General features: G+C 63.4%; 13 protein-coding genes and 2 pseudogenes. 7 read left to right on the top strand and 8 right to left on the bottom strand.

What is annotated here, in order from left to right; all coding sequences use genetic code 11:
* Positions 1 to 5: 5 nt before the first annotated feature.
* Together IB266_RS28510 and IB266_RS28505 are read left to right on the top strand one after the other, a co-directional pair.
* On the top strand, positions 6 to 1,262 hold the full coding sequence (locus tag IB266_RS28510; protein WP_192263908.1) for an MFS transporter: 1,257 nt from the start codon (positions 6 to 8) through the stop codon (positions 1,260 to 1,262).
* Between the two features lie 17 nt (positions 1,263 to 1,279).
* Entirely contained in the window at positions 1,280 to 2,737 is a 1,458-nt protein-coding gene (locus IB266_RS28505; protein WP_192263906.1) for an amidase, read from the top strand.
* A gap of 284 nt (positions 2,738 to 3,021) precedes the next feature.
* On the opposite strand, the gene IB266_RS28500 is transcribed toward IB266_RS28505, so the two are convergent.
* On the bottom strand, positions 3,022 to 4,509 hold the full coding sequence (locus IB266_RS28500) for an aldehyde dehydrogenase family protein (protein WP_192263904.1): 1,488 nt from the start codon (positions 4,507 to 4,509) through the stop codon (positions 3,022 to 3,024).
* Between the two features lie 207 nt (positions 4,510 to 4,716).
* On the opposite strand from IB266_RS28500, the pseudogene IB266_RS30995 reads away from it, so the two are divergent.
* Positions 4,717 to 5,379, top strand: a pseudogene (locus IB266_RS30995) (PAS domain-containing protein); the annotation flags it as partial.
* Positions 5,380 to 5,484: 105 nt separating this feature from the next.
* Positions 5,485 to 5,676 (top strand): annotated as a pseudogene (locus tag IB266_RS31315) (methyl-accepting chemotaxis protein); the annotation flags it as partial.
* Positions 5,677 to 5,797: 121 nt separating this feature from the next.
* Here IB266_RS31315 and IB266_RS28490 read toward each other — a convergent pair.
* Positions 5,798 to 7,126 carry a hypothetical protein gene (locus tag IB266_RS28490; RefSeq protein ID WP_192263898.1) on the bottom strand — a complete coding sequence of 443 codons (1,329 nt, stop codon included), beginning with the start codon at positions 7,124 to 7,126 and terminating at the stop codon, positions 5,798 to 5,800.
* Positions 7,127 to 7,417: 291 nt separating this feature from the next.
* Between IB266_RS28490 and IB266_RS28485 the strand changes: the two genes are divergently transcribed.
* The 3 genes from IB266_RS28485 to feaR all read left to right on the top strand — a co-directional run bounded on the left by IB266_RS28485 (position 7,418) and on the right by feaR (position 10,568).
* Positions 7,418 to 8,917, top strand: coding sequence for an APC family permease (locus tag IB266_RS28485; protein ID WP_192263895.1), 1,500 nt, complete (start codon positions 7,418 to 7,420; stop codon positions 8,915 to 8,917).
* On the top strand, positions 8,862 to 9,482 hold the full coding sequence (locus IB266_RS28480; RefSeq protein ID WP_192263892.1) for a DUF3156 family protein: 621 nt from the start codon (positions 8,862 to 8,864) through the stop codon (positions 9,480 to 9,482). The genes IB266_RS28485 and IB266_RS28480 overlap by 56 nt, the downstream gene beginning before the upstream one ends.
* 123 nt (positions 9,483 to 9,605) lie before the next feature.
* Entirely contained in the window at positions 9,606 to 10,568 is a 963-nt protein-coding gene (gene feaR / locus IB266_RS28475; RefSeq protein ID WP_060742156.1) for a transcriptional regulator FeaR, read from the top strand.
* A 170-nt stretch (positions 10,569 to 10,738) separates the two neighbouring features.
* Here the strand turns inward: feaR and IB266_RS28470 are convergent, their stop codons facing one another.
* From IB266_RS28470 to IB266_RS28445, 6 genes are all read right to left on the bottom strand, one after another.
* Complete coding sequence (locus IB266_RS28470) at positions 10,739 to 11,506, bottom strand: SDR family oxidoreductase (RefSeq protein ID WP_060742157.1); 768 nt, start codon at positions 11,504 to 11,506, stop codon at positions 10,739 to 10,741.
* Positions 11,499 to 12,299 (bottom strand): SDR family NAD(P)-dependent oxidoreductase, encoded by an 801-nt coding sequence (locus tag IB266_RS28465; RefSeq protein WP_192263890.1) that lies wholly within the window; start codon positions 12,297 to 12,299, stop codon positions 11,499 to 11,501. The genes IB266_RS28470 and IB266_RS28465 overlap by 8 nt, the downstream gene beginning before the upstream one ends.
* The gene (locus IB266_RS28460; RefSeq protein WP_060742159.1) at positions 12,292 to 13,113 is read right to left on the bottom strand and encodes a molybdenum cofactor biosynthesis F family protein; all 822 of its coding nucleotides are present in this window, start codon (positions 13,111 to 13,113) and stop codon (positions 12,292 to 12,294) included. The genes IB266_RS28465 and IB266_RS28460 overlap by 8 nt, the downstream gene beginning before the upstream one ends.
* 79 nt (positions 13,114 to 13,192) lie before the next feature.
* The gene (locus tag IB266_RS28455; RefSeq protein WP_192263888.1) at positions 13,193 to 13,849 is read right to left on the bottom strand and encodes a helix-turn-helix transcriptional regulator; all 657 of its coding nucleotides are present in this window, start codon (positions 13,847 to 13,849) and stop codon (positions 13,193 to 13,195) included.
* Between the two features lie 51 nt (positions 13,850 to 13,900).
* Positions 13,901 to 14,266: a cupin domain-containing protein gene (locus IB266_RS28450; protein ID WP_053122428.1), complete on the bottom strand. Its 366-nt coding sequence runs from the start codon at positions 14,264 to 14,266 to the stop codon at positions 13,901 to 13,903.
* A gap of 44 nt (positions 14,267 to 14,310) precedes the next feature.
* The gene (locus IB266_RS28445; RefSeq protein WP_192263886.1) at positions 14,311 to 15,609 is read right to left on the bottom strand and encodes an NAD(P)/FAD-dependent oxidoreductase; all 1,299 of its coding nucleotides are present in this window, start codon (positions 15,607 to 15,609) and stop codon (positions 14,311 to 14,313) included.
* Between the last annotated feature and the right edge of the window lie 148 nt (positions 15,610 to 15,757).

Raw genomic sequence — 15,757 nt, 5'->3', positions numbered from 1 at the left:
TCGTCATGAACCAATCAAGTTCCGCTTCAACGGCGGCCACCCCGTCGCGCCAGGCCAGTTGGCGCGAAGGCGGGGTACTGATGTTGGGCAGCAGCCTGACGATCATGGGCGCGGTGATGGTCACGCCCATCCTGCCCCGGTTGGGTGCCGAATTCGGTCCCTTGGAACCGCGCGCCGATCTGCTGGTGCCGTTGGCGATTACCGGTCCGGCCCTGGCGATTGCCGTGTGCGCGCCGTTGGCTGGCTGGTTGGCCGACCGGGTTGGACGCAAGGCGTTGCTGGTGATTGCCACGGTGCTCTACGCCTTGCTCGGCGCCTTGCCGGCCCTGCTCGATAGCTTGCCTTCGATTGTCGGTGTGCGGCTGTTGTTCGGGTGCACGGAGGCGGCGGTGATGACTTGCTGCGCGACGCTGATCGCCGACTATTGGCAGGGCGAGGAGCGACTGCGCTACGTCAACCGGCAGGTGGTGACTATCGGCCTGGTGGGGGCGCTGTTTTTCGTGGTGGGCGGTGTGCTCGGGGAGCACTCGTGGCGGGCGCCATTCCTGTTGTATCTGCTGCCACTGCTGCTGGTGCCGGCCATGATGAAAGTGCTCTGGGAACCGCCGGTGACGAAGCGGCAGAAGGTCGAGCAGCGCGTCGATGAGTCGGCTCCGGCCAAGGTCGCCGTGCTGCCACTGCTGGTCGGCTACCTGATGATCCTGGGCGGTATGGTCCTGACGTTCATCATGCCGATCCAGGCGCCGACGCTGTTGGTCAGCTTGGGCATCACCTCCAGCACGATGATCGGCCTGGCGGCGGGACTGAGCCTGTTGGCGACCTTGGGCGGTTCGCTGATGTGGCCGTTGCTGCGCCGTCGCTTCGGCATCGCCGGTTGCAACGCATTGTTACTCGGCCTGATGGGCCTGGGGCTGTGGTTGCTGATGCGCGGGCAAAGCTACAACGCTGTGCTGGTGGCGGTGTTCATCCAGGGCCTGGGGGCCGGGTTGCTGGTGCCCAACGTGATGGCGCCGGTGATGAATGCCTTGACCGCCAGCACCCGCGGCCGGGGCTTGGGCGGGTTTACCTCGTGCCTGTACATCGGCCAATTCGTCAGTCCGCTGGTGGTGGCGTTGGTGGTTGTCTTCGCCGCTGACCTGCGTCACGCCATCCAGTGGCTGGCCCTGGCCAGTTTTGCCTTGGCACTGCTCTGGGTCATTGCTGGCCTGCGCGCACGGGGCCAGGGGCAGGCGAGCACCGTCGGATCACATCAATCGTCGTGACATAAGGAATCTGAAACATGGGTATGCAAGACATCCACCATCTGATGGACAGTGAAGACGCCACGGCGCTGGCCGAGTGGGTCAGGCGTGGCGAAGTCCAGCCCGGCGAACTGCTGGAAACCGCCATCGAGCGGCTGGAGCGGGTCGAGCCGCAGCTCAATGCGGTGGCCGAGCGGCTGTACGATTCGGCCCGGCAAGCAGCGCGCACGCCACAAGTTGGCCAAGGCCTGCTGGCCGGTGTGCCGACCTTGATCAAAGACCTGTTTTCGCCGGTCCACGGCGCGGCGATGACCAACGGCTCGCGTGCACTGGGTGACTTCCGGGCGGATTTCGAATCGGAAGTCGTGACGCGCCTGCGCCGTGCCGGATGCCAAGTGATGGGCACCAGCACTTCGCCGGAGTTCGGCACGTCGTACTCCACCGAGTCCGCGCGTTTCGGTGCCACCCGCAATCCTTGGAGCAGCGAGCACAGCGCCGGTGGCTCCAGCGGCGGCGCGGCGGCGTTGGTGGCGGCCCGCGTGGTGCCGTTCGCCCATGGCAACGACGGCGGCGGTTCATTGCGGGTGCCGGCGTCTTGCTGTGGTGTGTTCGGGTTCAAGCCCAGCCGTGGCCTGATGCCGTCGGGGCCGATAGTGGGCGAGGGCTGGGCGGGGATGGGCACGCCCCATGCGATTACCTTGTCGGTGCGTGACAGTGCGGCGCTGCTGGACGCCACCGCCGGGATGGACCTGGGGGCGCCCTATGCCGCACCGGTCCAGGCGTTGCCGTATGTGATGGCGGTGCAGGTCGATCCCAAGCCGTTGCGCATTGCCCTGGTCGAACAGCTCGGCCCTTGGCCCACCGCGCCGCAAAGTCTCCAGGCCGTGGGCGAGGCGGCCCGGCTGTGCGAGGCCCTGGGGCATCGTGTCGAGCCGGTGAACCTGCCGGTGGGGTTGCTGGAGTTTCTCGACCACGTGTTCACCATTATTGGCGCCAGCTCTCGTCACTATGTCGATCTGCTGGGCCAGATGCGTGGGTTTGCCGTGCAAGCGGAAGAACTGGAGGTGCGCACCCGGATCATCTTGCGAGACAAGGGCAACGTCAGCGGCGCCCAATATGCCGCGGCGGTGGAATGGATTCATGCCCTCGGCCGGCAGTTGGCGGTGTTCATGCAGGATTACGACGTGATCCTGACTCCGGTCCTGACTCGCGAGCCGGTGCTGATTGGCGAGCTGGACCTGCAGGATGTGTGCATGAGCCTGGATCAACTGATCGAGCGCTACCACAGCTATTCGCCGTTCACCGCGCTGTTCAATGCCAGCGGCCAGCCGGCGATGTCAGTGCCGTTGTCCTGGAGCGCCAATGGGTTGCCGATGGGGGCGCATTTTGCCGGGCGTTTTGGCGAGGAAAACACCTTGCTGGCCCTGGCCGCCCAACTGGAGCGCGCCCAACCCTGGCGCGGCCGAGTCCCAGCGGTCAACGCCTGCCGGCGGTGAAAACTGTGGGAGCGAGCTTGCTCGCGATGGCGTTGTGTCAGTCGGCATCATCATTGACCGACCCTCCGCTATCGCGAGCAAGCTCGCTCCCACAGGGGATTTGTGGTGGTCGCGGATGCCTTGGATGACTCGGAAAAACGGTGGGAGCGGGCTTGCTCGCGAAGGCGTTGTGTCAGTCCGCATCATCATTGCTGACGCTCCGCTATCGCGAGCAAGCTCGCTGCCACAAAGGGGATTTTGGCTGGGTAGGGCTCTGGGGTGTCGCTCCAGAGCCCTTTTGTTGCTCAGTAGCGGATCATCACCGATTTCAGTTCGGTGTAGTCGTCGATGAATGCACTGCCGAATTCACGGCCCACCCCGGAAGACTTGCTGCCACCAAAAGGCACGGCTGGGTCGAGCAGGGTGTGCATGTTCACCCATACTGTGCCCGCTTCGATGGCGGGGACCATGCGCAGGGCCTTGCCCAGGTCGTTGGTCCAGAGGCTGGCGCTCAGGCCGTAGGGTGTGTCGTTCATCAGTTCCAGCAGTTCCTCCTCAGTGTCGTAAGGAAAGAACGTGGCGATCGGGCCGAAGGTTTCTTCGTTGAGCAAGGCGTCGTCGCGGCGATTGGCGAGGATGATGGTCGGCTCGACGTAGCAACCCGGCCCATCGATCAGCTTGCCGCCGTGGATGATGGTGTTGTTCTGCGCACGGGCCTTGGCGAAGAACTCCGCGAGTTTGTGCTGGTGCTGGCGGTTGGTTACCGGGCCGAATTCGGTGCGTTCGTCCAGGGGCGAGCCGATGGTAAGTTTGCTCAGGCGCTGGGCCAGTTTGTCCATGATCGACTCGATCTGCGAGCGGTGGACGAAGAACCGTTCCGCCGCCGCGCAGATTTGTCCCGAATGCAGAAAACCCGCCTCGATGATGCCGTTGACCGCCACCTCGGAGTCGATGTCACGCAGGAACCCCGCCGCATTCTTCCCGCCCAATTCCAGGGTTGCCCGGGTTAACCCGGCCCCCATGGCGGCCTGGCCCACCGCCAGGCCGGTGGGCACGGAGCCGGTGAATGAAACCTTGTTGGTGCCCGGGTGTTCGATCAGCCCTTTGCCCACCTGGCCGCCGCCCGTCAACACATTCAGGGCACCGGCCGGCAGGCCGGCCTCCATGGCCAGTTCGGCGATGCGCAGAATGGTCAGGGGGGTGAACTCGCTGGGCTTGATGATGACGCTGCAACCGGTCACCAGGGCTGAGGCCAGTTTCCAGATGGCGATCATGGTGGAGAAATTCCACGGCACGATACCGACCACCACCCCAACCGGTTCGCGCAGGGTGAATGCGGTGTAGCGTTCGCCAGCGAAGGAGGGCAACGAGGGCGTGATCGTCTCGCCATTGATCTTGGTCGCCCAGCCGGCGTAGTAACGCAGGAAGTGCGCGGCCTGGTCGACTTCGAAGGCCCGCGAGATGTGGATGATCTTCCCCGACTGACAGGTTTCGATCTGCGCCAGCTCTTCGCGGTTGCGCTCCAACAGGTCCGCCAACTTGAGTAGCACATGGCCGCGCACCGCCGGCGCGGTTTGAGACCACTGTTTGAAGCCGCGACGGGACGACTCCACCGCCGCATCGATATCGCTGGGGCTGGCGTCGCTGACCTGGGCGATGACCTGGCCGGTGGCGGGGTTGACCACGTCCAGCGTCTGGTGGCTCTGGCTTTCGACATAACCTCCGTCGATGAACAGGGCGTGGCGTCGACCGAGAAAGGCTTCGACCTGAGGCAGCAGGGCAATATCGCTCATGAGGGTTTCCTGATCGCGAACAAGGGAAAGCCCGAGAGTAATCCCGGCACGACCGCCCGGCTTGACTGTGCCTGCCGCGCGCTATGTCTGTGGCTGCCAGCCCGTGGGGCTGGCAGCCAGGAGCAAGGCCCGTGCAGGCAGGGACAAGCCAGCCTGGCCGGTTTGCGATCAGATCCGGTTTCGACTTGATAGGCAAAGGGGCGGGCGATGTTTCTCCAGACCAACAAACAGAAACTGGCGTTGATCGCACAGGTGCAGCGTGTGCTGGCCGGCGAAACGGAGGGCACGCCGACGCTCGACGCTTATCCGCCACTGCGGACCGTCCTTGAGCAGCATGCGCGGCAGATGGCGAACACCACTGCGCAGTTGCACCAGGCCGAGGCACAGGCGGAGGCGCAAACCCTGCGCTGGCAGCACAGCGAGCAGGCGTTGCACCAGGCCCGCCAGCAACTGGAGCAAGCCCGCGAGCGCGAGCAGGTGCTTGAGCGTCGTCTGGGCGAACACGACCAGCAGCTGCAGCAACATCGCCAGGATGCGCAGATCTGGGAGCTGCTGCAGTCGACCCTGACGGAAGGTTGCTGGGACATTACCGTGGTCGACGGTGATCTCCAGCACCCGGCCAGTGCCATGCGCTTTTCCAGTCAGTTCCGGTCGCTGCTGGGTTACGGGCCCGACGACTTGCCCGATGGCTGGGATGCCCAGGTTGGCATCACTCACCCGGATGACTTGCCAAAGATCATGGCCATTTTCGACCGGGAGATCCTCGGTCCCCAGGGCAGCGGTGAATATGTCTTCGAATACCGCATGCGCCACAAGCGCCGGGATTACATCTGGTGCCGCGAGCGCGGGCGGGCGGTACGCGACCCGCTCGGGCAACTGGTCCGGGTCATCGGTGCGGTGCGTGATATCAGCGATGAGCGCTCGGCCCAGTCCACCCATCAGCGCATGCTGGAGCAGAATCAGGTGACCTACGCCCAGATTGCCACGGTGGTAGGGGTGATCAAGGGCATCGCCGACCAGACCAATCTGCTCGCCTTGAACGCCGCGATTGAAGCGGCCCGGGCCGGTGAGGTCGGGCGCGGTTTCTCGGTGGTGGCCGATGAGGTGCGCAAGCTGGCACAAAGCACCCGGCAGGCGACCCATCAGATCCAGACCATGTTGCACCAGCACAGATAAAGGTAATCGCTACCCCGTAGGAGCTGACGAGCGGAGCGAGGCTACGATCTTTCCCCCGGCACTTGAGTCCCAAGGGAAAGATCAAAGGATCACAGCCTGCGGCAGTTGGCTGTCAGAACGGAACCGCCACCACCAACTGGCTGTAGACGTTGGTGCCGTTGCCGCCGACCTGGTTGCCACCGCTGTCCGCATCCTTCTGCGGCTTGTACAAACCTACCAGCGGCGTGACGATCAGGTGTTCGTTCACCGCCCATTCCACGTACAGGTCCAGTTCCTGCGCGTCGAGGTTCAACGCTTGGCGGCCGTGCAGGGTCTGGTAGTCGAAGAACAGCGCACCAAGGGTCACGGTTTCTGCGGGCTTGAGCTTGAGGCCGACGTGTTGGATGGCGGTGTTGCTGTTGAACGGGCCGGCATAGTTGCCCGCCACTTCACCCTGGAACCAGGTGCCATAGCCGCGGCTCTGGCCGTTGAACATCGAGTCCCAGTCTTTGGAATAGCGGCTGTAGCGATAAGTCAGGTCAGGCGTCCAGGGCAGGTCGGCGAAGGTGTAGCCGGCTTCGGCGTACCAGGCTTTCTCCGGGCCCGCGTCCTTGTCCTGCCAGGCGTACTCGAAGGCGAAGTGAGCATTTTCGATGCCAGCATTGCCGGCGCCGCGCAGGCTGTAGATATCCATGCCTTCGCGTTGCTTCTGGAAATCGCTGGCATAGCGGTCATCGACATCGATGCCATGGATATAGGTCAGCCCCAGGGTGCCAGGCGCCGCGGTGTACTCCAGGGTGCCGGCGGCCATTTCGGTGTTGGCCTGGGCGCGGTTGTCGGATTTGAGCCACATCAGGCTGCCATGCACGCCTTCCTTGCCGCCCAGGCGCAGCACGGCGGTCTCGTCGAAGGCATGCCGGGCCGCCAGGTAATAGGCGCCACCGCGGTTGAACTCGCCATCGGCCACGCCTTTGCCCAGGTTCAGGCCATCGTCGTTGATGATGAAACCATCGCCGAGGGTAATCACTTGGCGGCCGTAGGACAGGTCGACCCCGTCCTTGCCCAGTACCGGGAACAGATCCCCCGAACGCCAGCCGGCAAAGGCTTCGTCGAACTTCGTGGTGCGTTCGGAGCCATCGCTCAGGCCGGCCGCATCGCCGTCGCCCCAGGTCCCGGAGCTGACCAGGTTGGCCGTCCCGTAGACACTGCCCAGGCCGCCGAGTGTCTGGTCGATACTCAGGCCATACTTGATGAAGCCTTCGCGCCAGCTCGAACCACCGGCGGTGCCATCGTAGTTCTTGCGGCTGTTGAACAGCCCGTAGACAGCCAGGAAGTTGCCGGTGACGGTGGTGTCTTCGTCGGCGTAAAGCTCATAAGCCTGGGCCGATGAATCGGCGACCAGCAGGGCGATGCCCAGGCCGATGGCATTGCGCAGCAAAGGTGTACGGCGTGTGTGCTCCATGGTGGATTCCCCAGTGTGATAGGACAGCAGAGCGCGCATTAAAGGGAGCGGCACCCGGGGAAGTCTTTCACCTGCCTGCCATGGAGTTGATCCAGGCCGCCAGCGTGGCAGCGTTGGCAGGCAGCAACAAAACCGGCGGCAGACACGGGCAAGACGCCCGGGGCGGGGCGGCGCAGAGTAAGGCTGCACGCAACGCCGTTTCGATCAGGGACCGGTTGGGGAAGGCATGATCGCCGGCTCCTGGACGGCTGTGGCATCCATACTAAAAATCCGCTTTCGAGGATCTGCACGATGTCGATCAATGACAGGCTCACCGAGCACTTGAACCGGGGTTCGGTGGGGTTTCCCACTGCGTTGGCCAGCACCATTGGCCTGATCATGGCAAGCCCCGTGATTCTCACCGCGACCATGGGCTTTGGCATCGGCGGTAGCGCCTTTGCCGTGGCGATGCTGATCGCCGTGGTGATGATGCTGGCCCAGGCGACGACGTTCGCCGAGGCTGCGTCGATTCTTCCAACCACCGGCTCGGTCTATGACTACATCAACTGCGGCATGGGCCGTTTCTTCGCGATCACCGGCACCTTGTCGGCCTATCTGATTGTCCATGTGTTCGCCGGTACCGCCGAAACCATCCTGGCCGGCGTCATGGCCCTGGTGAACTTCGAACACCTCAACACACTGGCCGAATCGGCCGGCGGTTCCTGGTTGCTGGGCGTGGGGTTCGTGGTGGTGTTCGGGGTGCTCAATGCGTTCGGTGTCAGTGCTTTTGGCCGGGCCGAAATCATCCTGACGTTCGGCATGTGGACCACCTTGATGGTGTTCGGCGTGTTGGGCCTGATCGCCGCGCCGGCGGTGGAGCTGGAGGGCTGGTTTGGCGCGTCCGTGGTGGGCACCGATCTGGTCACGGTGCTGTCGCTGGTGGGCATGGCCATGTTCATGTTTGTCGGCTGCGAATTCGTCACGCCGCTGGCGCCGGACCTGCGCCACTCCGCCCGGACCATGCCTCGGGCGATGATGCTGGGCTTGTTCAGCGTTGCCACCTGCATGTTCATCTACGGCGCGGCGATGAAGCGCCAAGTGGAAAACGTGCTGCTCGATGCCACCAGCGGCGTACATTTGCTGGACACCCCCATGGCGATTCCACGGTTCGCCGAACAGGTCATGGGCGATATCGGCCCGATGTGGCTGGGCATTGGTTTTCTGTTTGCCGGTGCGGCGACCATCAACACCCTGATGGCCGGCGTGCCACGGATTCTCTACGGCATGGCGGTGGACGGCGCGTTGCCGAAGGTCTTCACTTATCTGCATCCACGCTTCAAGACACCTTTGGTGTGCATCCTGGTGGCGATGCTGATTCCTTGCCTGCATGCGCTGTGGCTGGGCGGCAATCCCGACAACATCATGCACCTGGTGCTGGCCGCGGTGTGCGCCTGGAGTTTTGCCTACCTGTTGGTGACCGTGTCGGTGGTCAGCCTGCGGATTCGTCGCCCTGATCTGCCGCGCGCCTATCGCTCGCCGTGGTTCCCATTGCCACAGATCCTGTCCAGTGTCGGCATTCTGTTGGGCATGTGGTTCATCACCCCACCCGGCATGAATCCGGCGGACATCTACGTGCCCTTCGCGGTGATGCTCGGCGGCACCGCGGCGTACGCCTTGTTCTGGACCCTGGTGGTGCAGAAGGTCAATCCATTCAAGCCAGCGTCGGTGGAAGACGTGCTGGCCAAGGAGTTTTCCCATGAGCCAGGGCAACCTGTGGGCGAGTTTATCGACCCTGCTGCAAAAACTGTCTGAGTTGTTCGGCACCCAGCGCGCCCCGGCCGGTTATCGGCCCGGGGTGACCCTGGAGCACCTGCGGCGCAACCTCGCATTGGCACGATTCGAGGTCGCAGGCCCGGCCATGGCCACGGCAGTCACCGACGACGGCAGCTTGCACTTGGAGATCGTCGAACGCACCGAGTCGCAGTTGTTGATGCACTTGGTGATGACCGAGTTCGTCCTGCGCGTGCCTGCTTCCCGAGAGGGCACGGCACGCCTGGAACTGCACCACGGCGGGGCTCTGCGGCGCAGCGGCATTCGTTGCCGGCAGCGGGACGGGCGCAGTGACCTGGCGGCCCGGTTGCAGGCGGCCGTGGAGACGGATCCTGCGTTGTATCAGGCTCTCATGCCGCTGGATTTCAAACGGCTGCGCATCGATCTGCAGGGGCGCCAGTGGTGCGTGCGCCTGGAACACATGGGCGGTAGCGAAGTGGTCAATCGCATGCCGGCCTTTCGACGTTACATCCCGTTGAGCCGCGAGCAACGCGGCGTCTTGCTGGCAACCTTGAGCGGCCTGCAGCGGGTGCTGGCAACGCTCTGATCCTGTTGAGCTGTCCTGGCATCATTCCTGCTACTGCTCTGGCGATCAGGTACTTGTTGCGCGCATATAGATAACATGTTAACTATTGCCGCACAAAAACAAAAAGCCACTGCGGAGAATGCCATGAGCATGCAACAGGTTGGGCAGGACGGTCTGGACATCTGGAACCGGGATCTGCGGGCGACTTGCGGCCACTTCGATACCGAGCTGGCCTTCAATCGCGCCTTGTTCATTGGTGAGGTGTCGAATTTCCATCGGGGTGGCCTTGCCCTCGCGAACCTGCGCACCAATGCCGGCAGCATCAAGCGTCACTCACCCAGCGCCGATCACGATGATGACCAGGATTGCCTTCTGGTCAGCCAGCGCAGTGGCTACTGCCGCATTACCCAGAACGGTCGGAGCATCCAGTTGGCGCCCGGTGAATTGTTGTTGATGGACTCCGTTGGCGCGCTTGAGATCACCCCGTTCGGCCTGATCGAACACGCGGTGCTGTCCTTGTCTCGCCAGGACGTGTCGCGACAATTGGGCGGGGAAACCAAGACCTTCGGCAAGGTTTCGTCCAGCAAGGCGTGTGGACGGATGCTGCATGTGCTGATGGACCAACTGTGCAAGGACACACCGGACGGCGAGGGCGCGGCGGGCGAAGGTGAAGCCTTGCAGAGTGCCTTCGTTTCACTGTTGGGCTCGGCCCTGGAACAGGGGAGCGATGGCCGTGACGAAGGGGTGGCCTTGCAGGGCAGTCACTTGCGCAGCTACGTGCAGAAGGTCATCGACGAATCACTCACCCAGCCCGGTCTCAGCCCGGTGGGCCTGGCCAATCGGCTGAATATTTCGGTGCGGCATCTGTATCGTTTGTTCGAAGAGCAGGATGACAGCGTTTGCCGCTACATCCAGCGGGCCCGCCTCAAGCGCAGCGCCGATGACCTGACCAACCCGTTCCTGCGGGACGAGTCCATTACCTCGATCGCCTACAAGTGGGGCTTTACCGATTCGGCGCACTTCAGCCGTTCGTTCAAGAAGCAGTTCGAGCTGTCGCCCAAGGAGTTTCGCTCCAGTCGTTTGCAGGTGGGGCAGGGGGTGGCTTGAATGAGGTCGTCGCTGACTGGACGGTCGCTATCGCGAGCAAGCTCGCTCCCACAAAGGGATTTGTGCTGAACATGAGTTTTGTGGGTGACACTGGAAAGTGTGGGAGCGAGCTTGCTCGCGATGACGGTGGTCCATCCACCCTCACCGCAAGCTGACTCTCCCACTCAGGCTCAAACCTCCGGCAACGTCGAACCCCCATCGACCACCAACGTCTGCCCGGTCACATAGCTGGCCAGGCTCGACGCCAGGAACAGCATGGCGCCAGCGATGTCGCTTGGTTGGCCCAATCGACCCAGCGGCACCCGACGGGCAATGTCCTGGTTGACTTCATCGTCGCCCAGGTTGGCCATGGCCGGTGTCGCGATCATGCCCGGCTCGACCCCGTTGACGCGGACATTCTCGGCCGCCAGTTCCAGCGCGGCGTTGCGAATGAAACCATTGACCCCGGCCTTGGAGGCCGCGTAGTGGCTGAGCCCCGGATACGCTACCCGCGGGCCGGTGACCGAGGAGGTCACCAGCACGCAGCCTCGGCCCTGGCGCCGGAACATCGGCAGCGCCGCCTGGGTCAGCCAGAACAGCGCCGACAGGTTCACCGCCAGCGTTCGCTCAAGCATCGCCGGGGTGATCTCGGCGAACGGCGTCAACGGAAAATACCCGGCGTTGTGCACCAGGGTATCCAGCCTCCCCAAGCGCTGTTCCAGCGCGCTCATCATTTCGAAGATCGCCGTCGCGTCGGCCAGGTCAACGCCCACCGCCTGCACCTGACAGCCTACGGCCGTCAGTTCGTCGGCTACCGCCTCGGCGCGGGCCAGGCCCAGGTCGGCAATGACCACGCGTGCCCCGCGCAGGGCAAACGCTTCGACGATGGCCCGGCCAATGCCCTGGGCGCCGCCCGTGACCAGTACGGTCTGGCCGCTGAAATCCAGATCCTCAGACATCGCTGACCTCCATCCGGCTGAAGGCCAGCGTCGGCACGTCGACGATGCTGGAGCCGCCATCGGCCACCAGCGTCGCCCCGGTGATGATCGACGCATCAGGCGAGGCCAGGAAGCGGCAAACGTTGGCGATTTCCTCCGCACTGGCAGCCCTGCGTAACGGCACGTCGGCGCAGACCCGGTCATAGGCCTGCTGCAACGTTTCGCCATGGAACTGCATCAATGCCTGCATTTCTTCATTGGCCATGGGCGTGCGAACCCAGCCTGGGCAGACCGCATTGACCCGTACGCCGTGAGGCCCGTAATCCCTTGCCAGGGAGCGATTGAGGCCCAGCAGGGCGTGCTTGGCGGTGGTGTAGCCGCACACGTGGGGGCCTGCCGCCAATGAAGCGATGGAGGCGATCAGCACAATATTGCCGGCGCTTTCCTGCAGCAGTGGCAGGCACGCCCGGGCGCTGTAGAAGGCGCTGTCGAGGTTGCTGCGCAGGGCCGCTTCCCAGGCCGATGGCTGAGTCTCAGTGGCGCTGCCCATTCCCAAGCCACCGGCACAGGCGAGCAGCACGTCGAGTCGGCCATGACGTGTGCGAATCTGCTCGACGAAGCCGTCCCAGGTGTCTGGACAGGCCGCGTCGCCCACCAGCACCAGGCCGCCGATGTCCGCGGCGAGTGCTTCCAGGGGCTCGCGACGGCGGCCGATCAGCACCAGGTTGGCGCCTTCGGCGGCATACAGGCGGGCGCAGGCGGCGCCGATGCCGGTACCGGCACCGGTGATCACTACGGTGCGTGCTTCAGGCATCGGGATACTCCGTCTGATTGAGCACCTGGCAGTAGGAACTGACCGGAAAATTGGAAAACTCATCGAAGGACTCACCGGCATAGCCGAAGATCTTGCCGTCACTGCGGTGCTGCTGCAGGTCGATCAGCACCAACCCCAGGGTCGGGATGATCTTTTCTCGCCACACGAACAGGTACAACTGATCGGCGATCTTGTAGGTGTCGCAGCGATCGGTGTCGCACAGGCCTTGCTCAACGCCTTTGAGGCACTGCCAGGAGTAGAACTGGTCGTTGAGGTAAATGTGTTCGTAGACTTCGCTCGGGCTGTAGCGATACAGGTTGCGCAGCCCCACCAGCTCCGTGGTCGGTGCGTGCGGGCACAGGCCAGGCTGCCAGGGACGGTCGAGGCTGCCGTGCAGGAACTGCGCTTGAACCGAGGTCAATGGTTTGCCGGCCAATGCCCGGCTGTAGAGGCCTTCGCCGGTTTCTGGCTGGCTTGGCATGCGGCCGATCACGGCGGTGAAGGCGGCGCTGGCGGTATCGAGCACGAGGCTTATCGACGAGGTCAGCTCGCCTTCGCGCTTGATGAAGTCCACCAGGTACAGGCCCGGTCGTACGGATGTGGCCCGGTAGGTGGCGGTGCCGCTGGAGTGCCCATCGGCGGCGTTCCAGGTCAGGGTGTCCTGCTCGAAGCGATGCTCGATCTGCCAGCCGTTGGCGAAGTGCAGGGTGAACGTCTTGCCGTCCAGGTCGGCCAGGTTTGGCAGGATGAAGGCTTCGGGGGCAAAGCCATCGGCCAGGGCGCCGACGGTGATCCAGTCTGTAGATGTGCTCATTTGCAAGGTTCCGGTGGTTGAATTAGCCACTCGGATCATGCGGCGCCGCGCAGTGGCGGCCTATCAACCGAATGGTTGATCAGAGGAACAGTGCGCTGACCAGCTCGGTGCGACTGCTCACACCGACTTTGCGGAACAGGTGGATCAGGTGAGTCTTGATGGTCGGCAAGCCCACCCCCAGTTCCCGGGCCAGTTGCTTGTTGCTGACGCCTTGACGTAACAGCCAGGCGATCTGGCGCTCCTTGGGCGTCAAGTCGCCCAGTGCATCCTCATGGGCCGGCAAATGGGCCACGGCCAGTTGCAGCAAGGTCTGCAACGCGCTGAGTTGGCTCAGCTGCTGACCGGTGAAGACGCCTTGCTCGGCGGTGCGCAACAACGAAATCGCGGCTTGGGGCTGACCATCGCGATGGGCGAAGACTTCCACCACGTCGACCACGCCGTAGCGTTGCAGGAAGTCGCGATAACGATGGTTGTCACGCAACGGTTGGCGGGCCATCGCCAGGCCCAGCGGCACCACGGCCAGTTCGCTGGAGGTGCAGTGGCGCGGCTGCAGGGGGTCGAACTGGCGGTAATTGTCCAGGTAGTCGCGGTGCATCTCGCCGCTCATCCCATGGAGGCTGAAGTCGTGGGCTTGCAACTGCCGATCGACGCAGTAGAACGCCGCCCGGCTGACGGGAACCAGCTGGGTGAAGGCGTGCAGGCAATGGCCGGCGATGTCCTGGGCGATGACGTTCATGGTCGCAACCTTCGCAAGCGGGCTGCCGGGTGAGCCGGCAGCCCTGTCCGGTCAGACTACCGCGAAGTAGTGCTTGACGAAACTTTCGCTGACCACTTCCCACAGCACCGGTGTGCCCTTGGTCACGAACCAGCTGTCGCCGGCCTTGTAGCGGGTGCTCTGGCCGGTGGCCTCGTCGGTGAGGACCACTTCACCGGTGACCACGGTGGCTTGTTCGGCGAAGGGGTAGACCATCCGGAACTTGCCTTGAGTGGTGCCGAAGTAGGCGCTGCTGACCGGGTCGGTGGGGGCGCCGAAGGTCATCTTGCCGAAGGCCTTGACTTCGCCTTCGAGAATCTGCGAACCCAGGTCGGCGACGGTGCCCCAGGCGTCCAGGTCGGACAGCTGGATGTCTTTTTCGAGGGTGATGAGGGGCATGGCAGGTGACTCCTGATGATTGAAAGGAAGAAGGAGGTTGGCCGTCAGCGACGGCCGTTCCAGTAGCCCGACAGCTGGTGCCAGGACTTGCCGGCAGTCAGCAGCAATGGGCGAATGGCGTCTTTGCCGATGATGGTCGGGCGGTGGATCGAGCTGACCAGGTCGTAGCGCGCCGAGCCTTCGCTCATGCCTTCGGCCAGCACCTTGCAGATGATGTGGCTCGGGGTGACGCCAAAGCCTGAGTAACCCTGGACGAAAAACGCGTTGCTGCGCCCGGGCAGGGTGCCGATCTGCGGGAACAGGTTCGGGCTGCAGGCCATCGGGCCGCCCCAGGCCAGGTCGATCTTCACGTCCTTGAGGTACGGGAAGATCTTCAGCATCAGGCGCCGGTTCCAGGCCTTGAGATCCTGGGGAATGTGTTCCACCAACGGCGTGGCGGCACCGAACAGCAGGCGGTTTTCGTTGGTGACGCGGTAGTAGTCGATCACTGGGCGAATGTCGCTGTAGGCACCGCGAATCGGGCTGATGCGCTGGATCAGTTCGTCCGACAGTGGCTCGGTCATCATCTGGAAGGCGTAGGTGTTGATGGTCGAGCGGTGCAGTTCCGGTTCCAGTTTATTGAGGAAACTGTCGCAGGCCCAGAGCAGCTTGCTGGCCCTGACCGAGCCGCGTCCGGTGCGCACGGTGATGCGTTCGCCATAGCTGACTTCCAGGGCCGGGCTGTTTTCGAAGATCCGTACGCCGTGGCTGACTACCGCCTTGGCTTCACCCAGCAGCAGGTTCAGCGAGTGCACATGCCCGCCGCCCATGTGCAGCAATGCGCTGCTGTAGGCCTTGGAGCCAATGATCTGCTGCACGTCGGAGCCGCCGAGGAAGCGGATCTCATGTTTGCTGTTGATCGACTTGAAGTCTTTTTCCCAGGCCCGCAGGGTTTTTTCCTGGCGGGCGTTGAAACCCATGTAGCCGTAGCCGTGGCAGAAATCGGCATCGATAGCGTACTTGGCGATACGGTCCTTGATGATGTCGGCGCCCAGGTCGCTGATCTCGAAGACCTGGCGCAGGCCGTCTTCACCGACGTCCTTCTTGATCTTTTCCAGGTCATGCCCGATGCCGGCCATGATCTGCCCGCCATTGCGCCCGGTGCCGCCGAACCCAAGGTAACGCGCCTCCAGCACTACGATGTTGGTGATGCCTTTTTCGGCGAGTTCCAGCGCGGTATTGATGCCGGAGAAACCACCGCCAATGATCACGACGTCGGCTTCCACGTCCTGTTCCAGCGTGGGGAAGCTGAGGTTGTATTTCTTGGTGGCCGTGTAATAGGTGGGCGTTTCGATATTGATCATGACGCAACCTGACAAAGTGAAAGGAAACTCCGATGCCACGCCTACGCAAGGCATTGCAGGGGATGGCCCTATTAAGAGCCTTGGCGGGGCGCTTGTCTTGATCATCCGTGCCGGGGGATTTGACCGAGCGCGCCATGGCGCCGAAACC

Source organism: Pseudomonas sp. Pdm06 (genome assembly GCF_014851795.1).
GTDB lineage: Bacteria > Pseudomonadota > Gammaproteobacteria > Pseudomonadales > Pseudomonadaceae > Aquipseudomonas > Aquipseudomonas fluorescens_AA.
The sequence above is the reverse complement of the archived record's forward strand: the minus strand, read 5'-3'. Positions and strand labels throughout refer to the sequence as shown.